11 protein-coding genes and 1 pseudogene are annotated in these 12,946 nt (G+C 75.4%); 4 read left to right on the forward strand and 8 right to left on the reverse strand.

Features of this window, described 5'->3' with window-relative positions:
* Positions 1–50: 50 nt before the first annotated feature.
* Genes nuoK through nuoE form a run of 4 tightly spaced genes read right to left on the reverse strand, consistent with a single transcriptional unit; the run spans position 51 to position 2,848 of the window.
* Positions 51–362: an NADH-quinone oxidoreductase subunit NuoK gene (gene nuoK / locus WMF24_RS22320; protein ID WP_437738455.1), complete on the reverse strand. Its 312-nt coding sequence runs from the start codon at positions 360–362 to the stop codon at positions 51–53.
* On the reverse strand, positions 359–1,012 hold the full coding sequence (locus WMF24_RS22325; protein WP_437738456.1) for an NADH-quinone oxidoreductase subunit J family protein: 654 nt from the start codon (positions 1,010–1,012) through the stop codon (positions 359–361). Before WMF24_RS22325 ends, nuoK begins: the two co-directional genes overlap by 4 nt.
* Positions 1,009–2,361, reverse strand: a complete 1,353-nt coding sequence (gene nuoF, locus WMF24_RS22330) for an NADH-quinone oxidoreductase subunit NuoF (protein ID WP_437738457.1) — start codon at positions 2,359–2,361, stop codon at positions 1,009–1,011. Before nuoF ends, WMF24_RS22325 begins: the two co-directional genes overlap by 4 nt.
* Before the next feature lie 4 nt (positions 2,362–2,365).
* On the reverse strand, positions 2,366–2,848 hold the full coding sequence (gene nuoE, locus WMF24_RS22335; protein ID WP_437738458.1) for an NADH-quinone oxidoreductase subunit NuoE: 483 nt from the start codon (positions 2,846–2,848) through the stop codon (positions 2,366–2,368).
* 540 nt (positions 2,849–3,388) lie between these two features.
* On the opposite strand from nuoE, the pseudogene WMF24_RS22340 reads away from it, so the two are divergent.
* From WMF24_RS22340 to WMF24_RS22350, 3 genes and pseudogenes are all read left to right on the forward strand, one after another.
* A pseudogene (locus WMF24_RS22340) lies at positions 3,389–3,454 on the forward strand (zinc-ribbon domain-containing protein); the annotation flags it as partial.
* Positions 3,455–3,499: 45 nt separating this feature from the next.
* Entirely contained in the window at positions 3,500–4,798 is a 1,299-nt protein-coding gene (locus WMF24_RS22345; RefSeq protein ID WP_437738967.1) for a hypothetical protein, read from the forward strand.
* 141 nt (positions 4,799–4,939) lie between these two features.
* Positions 4,940–5,389 carry a DUF2752 domain-containing protein gene (locus tag WMF24_RS22350; RefSeq protein WP_437738459.1) on the forward strand — a complete coding sequence of 150 codons (450 nt, stop codon included), beginning with the start codon at positions 4,940–4,942 and terminating at the stop codon, positions 5,387–5,389.
* 33 nt (positions 5,390–5,422) lie between these two features.
* Here WMF24_RS22350 and WMF24_RS22355 read toward each other — a convergent pair whose 3' ends face one another.
* Together WMF24_RS22355 and WMF24_RS22360 are read right to left on the reverse strand one after the other, a co-directional pair.
* On the reverse strand, positions 5,423–5,989 hold the full coding sequence (locus WMF24_RS22355; RefSeq protein ID WP_437738460.1) for a hemerythrin domain-containing protein: 567 nt from the start codon (positions 5,987–5,989) through the stop codon (positions 5,423–5,425).
* 299 nt (positions 5,990–6,288) lie between these two features.
* Positions 6,289–7,338: a serine/threonine-protein kinase gene (locus WMF24_RS22360; protein WP_437738461.1), complete on the reverse strand. Its 1,050-nt coding sequence runs from the start codon at positions 7,336–7,338 to the stop codon at positions 6,289–6,291.
* A gap of 316 nt (positions 7,339–7,654) precedes the next feature.
* Here WMF24_RS22360 and WMF24_RS22365 point away from each other — a divergent pair, with 316 nt between their 5' ends.
* Positions 7,655–8,209 carry an exonuclease domain-containing protein gene (locus tag WMF24_RS22365; protein WP_437738462.1) on the forward strand — a complete coding sequence of 185 codons (555 nt, stop codon included), beginning with the start codon at positions 7,655–7,657 and terminating at the stop codon, positions 8,207–8,209.
* A gap of 28 nt (positions 8,210–8,237) precedes the next feature.
* Here WMF24_RS22365 and WMF24_RS22370 read toward each other — a convergent pair whose 3' ends face one another.
* Together WMF24_RS22370 and WMF24_RS22375 are read right to left on the reverse strand one after the other, a co-directional pair.
* Entirely contained in the window at positions 8,238–10,775 is a 2,538-nt protein-coding gene (locus WMF24_RS22370) for a hypothetical protein (RefSeq protein ID WP_437738463.1), read from the reverse strand.
* A gap of 34 nt (positions 10,776–10,809) precedes the next feature.
* A complete protein-coding gene (locus WMF24_RS22375; protein WP_437738464.1) occupies positions 10,810–12,903 on the reverse strand; it encodes a hypothetical protein in 2,094 nt (697 codons plus the stop codon).
* Between the last annotated feature and the right edge of the window lie 43 nt (positions 12,904–12,946).

A 12,946-nucleotide genomic window follows, 5' to 3' on the forward strand; every position in this document is an offset into this window, starting at 1 on the left:
CGAGCAGCGCGAACTCGGACGCGGGGAATAAGACTCTCAGGGCTTCCACGCTAACTCCTCAGGAGATCGGCGTCGTCCGAGCGCATCGTCTTCCGGATGCGGTAGAACGCGAGCACGATCGCGAGACCCACGGCGGCTTCTGCCGCCGCGATGGCGATGACGAAGAAAGTGAAGATCTGCCCGGCGTGATCCTGCGGGTGCACCCGGTTGTACGCGACGAGCGTCAGGTTCACGGCGTTGAGCATCAGCTCGATGCTCATCAGAAGGACGAGGAGGTTCCTGCGCAGCAGGAACCCCACCGATCCGATCGCGAACAGCACCGCCGCGACAACGAGGTAGTACTCGATGGGGACGGAGATCATGACTTCGGCTCCTTCGTCGACAGGGTGAAGTGGCCCGTGAGGGCGCCCGGCTGCGCATCCGGCGTCGCGGTGTCCCGCACGGGGACCTGATCGCCCGGATCCGGCGACGCGGGCGCGGCCGGCAGCAGCGTGGGATCGACCTGCCTGCCGCGGGCGACGGCGACGGCGCCGATCACCGCGACGAGGAGCAGCGCGCCCGAGAGCTCGAAGGGCACGATCCCCTTCGTGAAGAGCTCGTGCCCGAGGGCGTCGATCGTCCCGAGCGCCTCGGGGGCGGGCGGCAGGGCCGTCGGGCCGGGCTTGCCGGCGCTCGCGGCGAGGGCCATCGCGCCGAGGGCGCCGACGGCGAAGACGCCGGCGCCGATGTAGCGCGGCACCGCGGTGCGCGCGTCGCGCGGCGACGTCGCCGACGGGCCGAGGAGCATGATCACGAAGAGGAAGAGGATGACGACCGCGCCCGCGTACACGAGGATCTGGATCGCGGCGAGGAACTCCGCGGACAGCATCAGGTAGAGCCCCGCGATGCCGACGATCGACGTGAGCAGCCCCATCGCGCCGCGGATCGGGTTGCGGGCCGCGACCGTGGCGACGCCGCCGAGGAGGACCAGCAGCGACGCCAGCCCGAAGTAGGCGAATTCGAAGATCTTCACGGCGAGAGCACCCCTGTCGACGAGCGGCCCTTTGTCTGAATGTACGCCTCGAACTCCTTGCGGAACTTCCGCAGGAACCCGAGCGCGGGCATCGCCGTGCCCTCGCCGAAGGCGCAGATGGTGTTGCCCATGATGTTGTCGGCGATCTCGTGCAGCCGATCGAGCTCCTCGATCGTCCCCTCCCCGTGCACGATGCGGTCGAGGATCCGGTGGATCCACGCGCTGCCCTCGCGGCACGGCGTGCACTGGCCGCACGACTCGTGGCGGTAGAAGCGCATCAGGTTGTGCATCGCGAGGACGGGGCACGCCTTGTCGCTGAGCACGATGGCGCAGCAGGTCCCGAGCATCGTCCCGAGGGTGCGGAACGTGTCCACGCCGAGCGGCACGTCGAGCACGCTCTGCCCGTGCCACGGGTGCAGCGGCGACTTGTCGCTCGGCGCGTTGACGACCTCGTCGGCGCGCAGGATCGGGCACGACGAGCCGCCCGGGATGACGGCGAGCAGGTTGCCGTTCTTCACGCCGCCGCCGAGGTCGTAGATGAGCTCGCGCAGCGTGAGGCCGACGCACGCCTCGAAGATCCCCGGCTTGTTCACGTGGCCGCTCACGCCGAAGAGGCGGCAGCCGCCGTCCTTCAGGTGGTGCAGCGCGGAGAGCTTCGAGAAGTTGTCGCCGCCGAGCTCGAGCGCCGTGGGCACCGCGGCGATCGTCTCGAGGTTGTTCACGGTGGTCGGCATCCCGAACGCGCCGAACTGCGCCGGGAACGGCGGCTTGAGCCGCGGCTCGCCGCGCTTGCCCTCGAGCGAGTTGAGCAGCGACGTCTCCTCGCCGCAGATGTACGCGCCGGCGCCCGTGTGGACGTACACCTCGACGGGGTAGTCGATCCCGAACGGGCGCTTGCCGAGGTAGCCCTTGGCGCGCGCCTCCTCGATCGCCTCCCAGAGCCGCGCCTTCGAGAAGTGCAGCTCGTCGCGCACGTAGATGTACGCCGCGTGCGCGCCGATCCCGAAGCAGCCGATGATGCACCCCTCGACGACGGCGTGGGGGTTCTTCTCCATCAGCGTGCGGTCCTTGAAGGTCCCGGGCTCGCCCTCGTCCGCGTTGATGACGAGGTAGTGCGGCCGCTCGGGCTTCGGGGGCCACGGCATGAAGCTCCACTTCACGCCCATGGCGAAGCCGGCGCCGCCGCGGCCGCGGATGTTGGCCGCCTTCATCTCCTCGACGAGCGCCTCGCGCGTCATCCCGAGGGCGCGCTTCGCCTGCTGGTAGCCGCCGCCCTTCTCGTAGACGGACAGCTTGTGGCCGTCGGGCTTGTCGTAGTTCTTCGTCAGGTAGCTCGTCAGCCGGAGCATCTCGTCACCTCGTCAACCGGTCGAGGATCGCGTCCACCTTCTCGAGCGTCAGGCCCTCGTGGTAGTCGCGATCGACCTGCATCATCGGGGCGGTGCCGCACGACGCGAGGCACTCTGCGGTGCGCAGCGTGACCTTGCCGTCCTGCGTCGTCTCGCCCACGCGGATCCCCAGCCGCTTCTCGCAGTGGTGCAGCACCGCGTCGGCGCCGTTGAGCGCGCAGCTCAGCGTCCGGCAGACCCAGACCTGGTGCTTGCCCACGGGCTCCTTGTTGAAGAGCGTGTAGAAGGTCGCGACGCCCTGCACGTGCGCCGTCGGGAGGCCGAGCTGCTCGGCGACCCAGCGGAGCACCCGCTCGGAGACCCACCCTTCCTGGCTCTGGCAGAGGTGGAGCACCGGGATGCACGCGGCCTGGCGGTTCGGATAGCGCGCGAGGATCTTCTCGAACTCGAGCTTCCGCTCGGCGCTCAGCGCAAAATCTTCGGTCATGTCGGCTGTTGGCACGGTCCGCTGGCTCCCTGGGCGCGCCGCGGTCGCGGCGTGCCCGCTTCACATGCAGTGGGGACCTCGCAACGCGGGTCCTTTCCAAGCGAGGGTCCGCCCGGAGGGCCGGGCGCCGCCTCGTGCGCCTCCTGTGGCGAGGCGCCCGCCGGAGGCGGACAGCCCCGCGCACCGGCGGTCGGGCATTCGGTTATCCGTCGCACGGAGCCGTTCCCGAGGCGCGGGCACGCTAGTGAGCCACGGTGGTCACTGTCAAGGCGCGCCGGGGGGAAACCTACAGCGAATAACAGAAAGGCTTCCGCTGCCCAAGAAAGGTGGAGCCTGGGGCACACGGCGAGCCGCCGGACCGCCACGGCCGGCGGCGGCGCTGGGCTTTCTGGCGAAGAACGCGTAGCCTCGGCGGACGTCTGCAGCGTTCTTCGTCTTTCACTTGAGAACGGGAAGGCGCTTCAACTACCCTCCGCGCCCATTACGACGCGCGCAGGGCGCGGACATGCGGTGCAGCGAACCCCCCTCCGGAGGTGGTGCGTGTTCTGTCCGAATTGTGGGACGCAAAACTCGGAAACGGCGTCCACGTGCACGAAGTGCGGCTTCAACCTCAAGGGAGCGGCCGCGCCGAAGTTCAAGGGCACCATGCTGATGAGCCAGCCGGCTGGCGGCGCGGCGAACCCGCTCGCCCCGGGAGCGCCTCCGCCTCCGGCGCCGCCCGCAGGCGCCCCGCCGGGCATGCCCGCGATCCCGAGCCCGCCGCAGGGCCTCGCCGGCACGATGGTCGGCGTGCCCCCGGCGGGGCTCGGCGCCTCGGCCGGGCCTCCCCCTGCGCCGCCTCCGCCCGGGATGGGCTACGGGTCGTCGCCCTCCGCGCCGCAGCAGCCGTCCGGCCCCGCCTTTGGCGGCGCTGCCGCGAGCCCGTCGGGCGGCTATGCGCCGTTCGGCCAGCCGCCGAACCAGGGCGTGAACCCGCTCGGCGGCACGATGGCGATCGATCAGCTCCCCGGGTACACCGGCCCTGGCGGCCAGCAGCAGCCCGGCGGCGCGCCCCCCGGCGCGTTCCCGCCGCCCGCCGGCAGCTACGGCCAGCCCGCGCAGGGCGCGGGCGCGAGCCCGTTCGGCGCGCCCCCCGGCCAGGATCCGATGGGCGGCGCGCCCCCCGGCTACGGCCAGCCGCCCGGCGGCGGCTACGGCCAGCCCCCCGGCGGCTACGGCCAGCCCCCTGGCGGCTACGGCCAGCCCCCTGGCGGCTACGGCCAGCCCCCCGGCGGCTACGGCCAGCCTCCGCAGCACAGCCCGAGCGGCTTCGGTCCGCCTCCGGGCCAGGATCCGCAGGGCGGCTACGGCGGCCCTCCCGGCGGCGGCTACGGCGGCCCCCCCGGCGGCGGCTACGGCGGCCCCCCCGGCGGCAGCCCTCCCGGCGGCGGCTACGGCGGCCCGCAGGGCGGCTATGGCGGCCCGCAAGGCGGCGGCTACGGCGGCCCGCAGGGCTACGGCGCGGCCGGCCCGGGGACGAGCGATCCGGCCGGTTACGGCGGCGCGTCGCCTGCGGGCGGTCCGCTCGCGACGGCCGGCCAGGTCGGCAGCAACCTGGGCGCGTACGGCGGCGGCGGCGCGATGACCGCCGGGCGGGGCGAGACGCGCAATCCGGTCACGGTCTGCGTGATCGGCATGGTGTGCTTCGTCTACGCCATCTGGCAGCTCTGGGTCATGCTGAACGAGCTGCAGCAGGCGACGAAGGATCCCGAGTTCAAGCCCTGGTACGTCTTCATCCCGCTGCTCAACTACTACTTCCTCTGGGTGAAGGTGCCGGAGCAGGTGACCCGGGCCAAGCAGATGGCCGGCTCGCGCAACCCGCAGGCCGAGGGCATCGTCCTCTACATCTTCCTCCCGCTCTACGCCCTCGCGAAGGACCTCAACGAGGTCTGGGACCCGAACGCCGCGTGATCGCGCGGTACCCTGCGGTGGCCGCGCGTTGATGGCGCGGTACCCTGCGGTGGCCGCGCGTTGATGGCGCGGTGATCGCGCGGTAAGACCAGGCGGTACCCGCGGTCCACCACGGTCACCCTGCGCCGCCGCCCTCCTCCGTTGTCCTCCCTGCCCAGCGCCCCCTCGCCTGCTCCGCCCGCCCCGCCCCGGTGGAGCGCGGCGACGCCGGGCGGCCGCGCGGCGCGCGTCGGCGCGCTCGCGGCGCTCGTCGGGCTGCTCGTCGCGTGCGGCGTGCCGCTCTGCCCGTTCGCGATCGTCACCCGCCACCCCTGCCCCGGCTGCGGCCTCACGCGCGCGACGCTCGCGCTGGCGCAGGGCCGCGTGGCCGAGGCGCTGCACTTCCACCCGCTCGCGCCGATCATGGCGCCGCTCGTGATCGCCGCGATCGCGTACAACGCGGCGGTCTACGTGAAGGACGGCCGCATCGCGGCGACCGAGGCGGTCCAGGGCGCGTGGGTGACGCGGCTCGGCGTCGCGCTGGCGGTCCTGATGGTCACCGTCTGGGTGGCGCGCTTCTTCGGCGCCTTCGGCGGCCCCGTCCCCGTGTAGGCGCGGCGCGGGCGGCAGCGTCGGCTCGCCGGCTCACTCGCCGCGGACGCGCAGCGCCTCGCCGCGGCGCCGCGGCATCGGGCGGAGGGCGCGCCCCGCGTGGACGCCGCGCCGCGGCCACCCGCGCTGCGGCCGCACGAGCGGGACGCCCGCGGACACGCCCACGCGCAGCAGCACCTCGTACGCGCGCTCCAGCTCGCAGCCGATCGCGTCGAGCTGCTCGTCCGTGAGCCCGCGCTTCGCCCTGGGGAAGAGGACGCCCTCCTCCTCGTCGGCGTGGTCGACGAACACGTCCCGCAGCAGCTTGAGGCGCGCCTCGAACCGCACGTCGGTCGCGCGCGTGCGCAGCAGGTTGTCGGCGGCGAAGCGCGCGAGGCCGTGCTTCTCGTACGCCTCGTGGAGCGGCCTCCTGTCGCTGCCCATCCGCTCGGCACACACCGGATAGAGGTACGTCTCCTCGATCCGTACGTGCGCGTCGATCATCCGGGAGAGCTGCGCGACCATCGACGTCCGGATGCCCGGGCTGGGCTCGGCGGCGATGCGCGCCATCAAGGCGCTGAGTTCGAGGTGCTGCTGCTCCAAGAGATCGAGTGCGTCCATGGGGTTCCCCTCGCGTGAAGCTCACCGCGCCGCGTCGCCGCCCCTTGGGCAGCGCGTGCACAGCCCGGAATGCGGTGCTGCGCGGCGCCGTGCAGGCGGCACCGTCGTGGCAAGGAGCGGGCCGGCGCGCGGCGAGCGCGCCGCGCGCGGGGCCGGGCCCCGGCGGGGCAGGTGCGGGGCGAGGGCTCCCGCGGGGCCGGGCTCCGGCGGGGCAGGCGCGGGGCCGGGCCCCGGCGGGGCGCGCGCCCGGGCGGCGGTCGGTGGTGCGGGCGCCCGGGCGGCGGTCGGTGGTGCGGGGGCTAGCCCCGGGCGGCGGCGAGCGCGGCGCGCATCGCGGAGGCGCCGGCGAAGCGGTCGTCGGGGTGCTTGGACAGGGCGCGCACGAGCACCTCGTCGAGCACGCGCGGGACGTCACGGCGCTCGCGCCGGAGCGGCACGGGCGCGGATCGCACGATCGCGACGAGCACGTCGAGGTCGCCCCGCCCCCGGAAAGGGAGCTTGCCCGAGAGGGCATAGTAGATGAGCAGGGCGGCGGCGAACAGGTCGCTCCGCTCGGTGATCGCGCGGCTGCGCATCGCCTGCTCCGGCGACATGAACAGCAGGGTTCCCACGAGCGAGCCGGGGCTGTCCGGCGTCACGCCGTCGCCCGTGTCGACGCCGGGCTCGTGCGCGAACCCCAGATCGATGAGCTTGACCGTCGGCGCGGCCTCCCCCGTCGCCCCTGCCCCGCCGCCCGGCTCGCGGACGAGCAGGATGTTGCCCGGCTGGAGGTCGCGGTGGACGACCTTCGCCGCGTGCATCGCCGCGAGCCCGGCGAGGATCTGGTCCGCCAGGGCGAGCGCGCGGCCGATCGGCAGCGGGCCGTTGCGCCGCACCTCCTCGCCGAGCGTGACCCCCTCGTAGAGCGGCATCAGGAAGAACGGCCGCCCGTCGTCGAGGCGCCCCTCCCCGAGCACAGGACAGACGTTCGGGTGATCGATGCGGCGGGCGAGCCGCACCTCGCGGGCAAACCGGCTCTCGATGCCCGGGTCCCCGGCGTGCGCGCGCCGGAGCACCTTGAGCGCCACGGGCTCCCCCGTCGCGACACGGCGGGCCGCGTAGACCGCGCCCATCCCCCCCTCGGCGATGAGCCGCTCGATGTGCAGTCCCTGCTCTGTGCGGCCGACGAGCGGATCGACCGCGGCAGTCCCACACGCCGGCCGCGCCGCCCCCGCGCCGCCCCGCGCCGCGGGGCGCGCTTCCAACGCCGCCGCGCGGTCCCGGCCCGGGTGGCGGACGATGCCGGAGCGGGGAGGCCGCCGCGGGTCCGCCGCGCCCTCGCGGTCGTCGTCGGCGCGTTCGGGAAGCACCTCAACGAGCGCGGTCCGGCAAGCTGAGCCGGGTGAGCGCTGGAGCTGGCAGCCAGGAGTCACTCGAAGAACCTCGTCAGAAATTACCTGACGAGTGTCCATGGTCCACGCCCTTCAGGCAAGCGGATTGGAGACCGAAACGACCTCCCGCGCCGGAGGCTCATCGCGCTTATGTCCCGTATCTACTCGGTTTTTACACGGACACAGCCAACCGCCCGAGGCGTTTCTGATCTGTCGGGAAAATCCTGAAAGAATTTGCGTCCCGATCCCCGTTACACTGCCAGCGCACTCGTGACCACATGGTGAACCGCACCCGATGGCAAAGCGTCTTGACCTCATCCTCGTGATCGACGTCGAATCGACCTGCTGGGACGGCGACCCGCCGCGGGGCGAGGAGAACGAGATCATCGAGATCGGCGTCTGCACGCTGGAGGTCGCCTCGGGCCGGCGTCGCGATCGGCGGTCGATCCTCGTGCGCCCGGAGCGCTCGCGCGTCAGCCCGTTCTGCACGTCGCTCACGACGCTGACGCAGGCGGACGTCGACGCGGGCGTCTCGTTCAAGGAGGCGTGCGCGAGCCTGCGGAGCGAGCTCAAGGCGCAGGATCGCCTCTGGGCGAGCTACGGCGACTACGATCGGCGCATGTTCGAGCGGCAGTGCCAGGCGCGCGGCGTGCCGTTCCCGTTCGGGCCGAGCCACCTCAACGTGAAGACCCTGTTCGCGGTGGCGCACGCCCTCTCGCGCGAGATCGGGATGGCCGAGGCGCTGGAGCGCGCGGGCCTGCCGCTCGCCGGGACGCACCACCGGGGCGGCGACGACGCCTACAACATCGCGGGCCTGCTCGCGCACCTGCTCCTGGCCGTGCGGCGCTGAGCCCGGCCGCGCCGGACCGGCGCGGCGCTCACGCGATCGGCGCCGCCTCGGGCATGTCGGGCCGCGCCCCCGCGGCCTCCCCGACCGGCGGAGCGCCGGCCGCGGCGTCGTCGTCGCGCGCGCCGTCGCGCGGGTCGTGGACCGTGGCCGCGCCGGCCGCGGCGGGCGGCACCGTCGCCGCGGCGATGAGGTACGCGAGGCCCGCGCCGAGCAGCACGGCGCTGTAGCCGAGGTTCATCGCGCACAGGGCGCCGAGGGCCATGGCCGCCGCGCCGGCGAGGGCGCCGAGCGCCCAGCACAGCGGCAGCAGCGCCGGCGAGAGCGCGGCGACGAGCTTGACCCCGAGCGGCGCGAGCGACCCCGCGAGCAGCCCGAACGCCGCGAGCAGCGCGACGGCGAGGAGCGCGCGCGGGAAGGACCCGAGCCCGAGGCTCCACCGCGCGAGCGGGACGAGCCCCACCGCCGCGAGCGCCGCGGCCGCGGCGAGCGCCTCGGCCGCCCTCGCCGACGCGCCGGCCGCCGCGCCCGGGGCCACCCGGGCGGTGAGCAGGCCGCCGAGGCCGGCCGAGACGAGGAGGATCACGAGGGCCGCCGGGAGCTCGTGCGAGGGCAGGTCGAGCATCAGGAGCGCGTGCCGGAAGACGGCGAGGTCGAGCAGCGCGAAGCCCGCGCCGATCGCGGCGAAGAACGCGAGCGCGCGGCCCTGGCGCGGGGCGCGCGCCGCGCCGAGCGGCGCGGGCGCCGCGGCGGCCGCCGCGCCGGCCGCCGCGCCGAGAGGCGCGGACGCCGCGCCGTCCACCGCGCCGAGCGGCGCGGGCGCCGCGCCGGCGGCCGCGCCGCCAGTCCGGAGGGCGCGGCCGGCGCGCGCCGCGAGCCGCGGGAGCAGCCCGGCGATCGCGAACAGCACGGACGCGACGGCGAGGAGCGCCGAGAGCGCGAAGAGGCCCGCGTGCTCGGCGCGGAGCGCCTTCCAGTCGCCGAGCACCGCGGGCAGGCGGCGCGCCGGGACGGCGTACGAGAAGAACGGCCTGTCGTCGGTCGGCGGCGTGAGGTCGGTCGTCGCGCCGGGCGCCGCCGCGCGCGCGTCGGCGGCCGCGACGATCCGGGCGCGCGTCGGGGTCTGCGGGCGGTCGGGGGCGAACGCCTCGGCGAGCTTGTGCTTGCGGCAGTGGCGTCGGAGCGCGTCGATGTCGGCGCGCGCGAGCGGCGCGCGCCGGACGAGGAGCGCGGTCCGCTGCGCGGCGCTGCACGCGAAGAGGTGGTCGTTCGGCTCGGCCGCGCCCGCGCGGCGCAGCGCCGCCGCCGTCAGGGCGAGCAGGCGCTCGAGGTCGCCCTCCGGCCGGCTCACGACGAGCGTGCCCTCGGGCAGCAGGCGCGCGAGGAGATCGCCCATGCCCTCGACCGTGGCGAGCCGGCTCTCCGACAGCGCGAGCGCGCCGGTCGCGGCCGCCTCGGCGGTCCCGGCCGACGGGACCACGATGTTCCTGAAGAGCTGCGGCGCGCGCCGGGCGAAGCTCCGCCCGTCGCCGAGCACGAGGCGGACCTCGGGCCTGTCGTACAGGCGCCCGCTGAACTCGGCGTACTTCCCGCGCATCAGCTCGACGACGCCGCGGTCGCCCTCGACCGCGACGACGTCCTTCTGCCCGGCCTTGAGCGCGGCGCGCACGTCGCGCCCGCCCCCGGCGCCGACGACGAGCACGGGCCCCTGGTCCCGGTGGAGCGCGTAGGCGATGTCCTCGGGCTGCTGCGGCGGCGTCATCTTCGCGTCGAGGATCGGGCTCACCGGGACGCCGTCGATCCGCATCGCCGCCGTGCCGGCCCTCGGCCTGTCGACGGTGATGAGCGAGCGCTCGCTCCAGGCCTCGATCTCGGTGCGATCGGGGGCCGCCCGGCGGAGGCCGGCGAGCCGGAGCCACGGGGCGCCGACGTCGCCGGCGAGGAGCACGACGCTGCCGAGCACGAAGGTGGCGACGAGGCCGCCGGGGGCCCGCTGCTCGCCCTCGCGGCGCGACCCGAGGAAGAAGAAGACGCCCGCCACGGCGAAGAAGATCGCCGCCGCGAGCGCGGCGCGCGGCGCGCCGGCGCGGAGCGCGGCGGCCGCCGCGAGGGCGCCGAGCGACCCGCCGACGAGGTCGAGCAGGTAGAGGCGCGGCATCTCGGCGGCGACGTGCCGGATCGCCGCCGCGAGCGCGAGGCCGGCGAGGGCGAACGGGGCGGTGGACGCGGCGTAGACGAGCGCGAGCCACGGGAGCGACCCCGGCGCGGGCGCCGACCCGGGACCGCGCTGCGCGATCAGGATGATCGCGGCGAGCGTCGCGCCCGACGCGAGCGACGAGAGCGCCGCCAGGCGGGCGAAGAGCGCGGGCGGGCGGACGAGCGACGGGGCGGCGTAGAGCAGCGCGCCGCCGAGGCCGGCGCCGACGAGCGACAGCGCGAGCGTGACGAACGCGTGCGGCTGCCCGAAGAGCGCCCCGTGGATCCGCGAGAGCGCGATCTCGAGCAGGACCGTGGCGCACGCGAGGGCTGCGACGCCGCTGAAGAGGCCGCTCCGCTGGGAGACCCGCATGGGCCCGCTCCTACCACAGCGCGCCGCGGCCGCCTCACCTCTCTCGACCGAGCGGAGCGAGCGGCCAGGGCGCGAGCAGGGGCACCGGGCCGCTCGGCCGGAACGCGGACGAGCCACCCGGGCCCTGCCGCGCCGCCTCGGCGTCGCCGCGCGGCGGTGCCTTGGCGGCGCCCTGCGACGCGCCCGCCGCGCCCTGCGACGCGCCCGCCGCGCCCTGCGCCGCGCCCTGCGACGCGCCCGCGGCGCCGCGAGGCCCCGCCGCGCGCGGCCCGTCAGCGCCGCCCTGCGGCGCCGCGCCGCTCTGGCGGATCGCGCGCGCGCACTCGTCGACGGTGAGGCGGCGCGGCCCGTAGGCCGACGCGTTGGCCGCGTCGGCGTCCATCAGCCGGGTCGGCGTGTCGATCCCGAAATCGTCGGGGTGCCCCGGCTCGTCGAGCAGCACGTGGCCGAGCTCGTGCGACAGCGCGAACGACGCGCGGTCGGCGCGCAGGCCGGCGCGGTCCTCGATGATCGTGTTCCGGATCGCCCCGCCGTCCGCGAAGATGAACGACTCGCCGATCCGCCCGCCGCCGGCGAAGCTCGGGACCATCACGACGTCGACGGTGGCGGGGTCGCCGTCGTCGAAGGCCTTGAGGAGCGCGCGCTCCTCGACGGTGCCGGCGATCGCGTCCGTGTCGCTGAAGTGCTGGAGCCCGTCGTCGAGCTCGACGGCGCCGATGCACGCGGTGAGCGTCGCGTCGGTGCTCAGCGCGCCCGACGCGGGCGGCTCGATGGTCGCGAGCGCGCCGCCCGGCCGGCGCACGAGCACGTCGGTCGTCCCGTACGCGCCCGCGCCGATCACGGGGTTATCGGACAGGCGCGCCGAGAACCCCGCGGCGGAGATCGCCGCGGCGACGGCCCTGGCCGCGGCGTCGGGGCGCATGCGGGGCGCGATCGCCGCGGTCACCTCGCGGCCGTCGACGCGCACCCGGATCGCGCCGCCGCTGGCCGGGAGGCCGTGGTCGCAGCCGATCGCGAGCAGGTGCGGGCGCGGGGGGTCGACGAAGGTGATGTCGAGCTCCTCCAGCGGGCCGAAGCTCACGCCGCACGCGCCCCAGAGGGCGTTCGCGCGCTCGACCTCCGCGCGCGCGATGGCGATGGCGCCCGCGTCGTCCCCGCCCATGGGCGGCGGCCCGCCCGCGCGCGGGCGCACCATGAGGATCCGCAGGCGCGCGCGCGTGCGCCCGAGCGGCCCGAGCGGCGAGGTGCGCGGGCCGGCGATGCGGATCATCTGGAGCTTCGGCCCCCCGGGCAGGGCGACGACGAGCGCCCCGCCGACCTCGGCCTTCACCGAGCGGTCGACGATCATCGGGTGGTTGCGATCGATGTCGTCCGCGACCGCGCGGAGGGGGCGCGTCGAGCCGCACACGAGGCCGGGCCGGACGTCCTCGGGGCACGGCACGTGGCCGAGCGGCACGTCGGACAGGCGATCGATCATCTTGCCCGACGGCGCGGCGGAGTGGACGTCGAGCGTCAGCGGCACGTCCTCCGGCGCGCCGATCACGAGCAGGCGGATCGCGTCGGGATCGTCGAGGTTCCCGAACGGATCGTCGCCGAGCCGGTCCGGGGGCGTGCGCTGCAGCGAGGCGTGGGAGCGCGCCATGTCGATGCGGCGTCCGGCGCCGTCGATGGCGCGGATCTCGAACGCGCTGATCGGCACCGTCCTGCCGCCGAGCGCGATCTCGCTCCGCCCGGCCCGGATCGCCTGGAGCTCGACGCGGCGGGCGCCCGCGGGGATCGCGCTGCCGGGCTGGACGGGGCTGCCGTCGACGAGGAGCCGCACGCCGGCGGGGATGGACGCGGGCGCCGCGCCGCGCGGCGCCCGCAGCGCGAGGAGCTCCGGGGAGGGCGGCACGCGCGCCTGCTCGGCGTCGGGCACGCCGTCGGCATCGTCGTCGTCGAGATCGGCAACGAGCAGCGCGGGCCCTGGCTCGGCCGCGGCGGCGCCGGCCGGGCCGAGGAGCGCGCCGGCCGGGCCGAGGAGCGCGCCGGCCGGGCCGAGGAGCGCGCTGGCCGGGCCGAGGAGCGCGCCGGCCGGGCCGAGGAGCGCGCCGAGGAGGACCGAGAGTGCCGAAAGCCGCCGGTTCATGATCGCATCGTCCTGACCGCTCGCCCTCCCTGGTCCAGTCTAT

Source organism: Sorangium sp. So ce1335, from assembly GCF_051521615.1.
Lineage (GTDB): Bacteria > Myxococcota_A > Polyangia > Polyangiales > Polyangiaceae > Sorangium.

Excerpts from the sequence above, each read along its gene's own strand:
- WMF24_RS22375 (WP_437738464.1), bottom strand. The coding sequence starts at position 12,903 with ATGAACCGGCGGCTTTCGGCACTCTCGGTCCTCCTCGGCGCGCTCCTC.
- WMF24_RS22355 (WP_437738460.1), bottom strand. The coding sequence starts at position 5,989 with ATGGACGCACTCGATCTCTTGGAGCAGCAGCACCTCGAACTCAGCGCC.
- nuoK (WP_437738455.1), bottom strand. The coding sequence starts at position 362 with ATGATCTCCGTCCCCATCGAGTACTACCTCGTTGTCGCGGCGGTGCTG.
- nuoE (WP_437738458.1), bottom strand. The coding sequence starts at position 2,848 with ATGACCGAAGATTTTGCGCTGAGCGCCGAGCGGAAGCTCGAGTTCGAG.
- nuoF (WP_437738457.1), bottom strand. The coding sequence starts at position 2,361 with ATGCTCCGGCTGACGAGCTACCTGACGAAGAACTACGACAAGCCCGAC.
- WMF24_RS22365 (WP_437738462.1), top strand. The coding sequence starts at position 7,655 with ATGGCAAAGCGTCTTGACCTCATCCTCGTGATCGACGTCGAATCGACC.
- WMF24_RS22345 (WP_437738967.1), top strand. The coding sequence starts at position 3,500 with ATGAGCCAGCCGGCTGGCGGCGCGGCGAACCCGCTCGCCCCGGGAGCG.
- WMF24_RS22370 (WP_437738463.1), bottom strand. The coding sequence starts at position 10,775 with ATGCGGGTCTCCCAGCGGAGCGGCCTCTTCAGCGGCGTCGCAGCCCTC.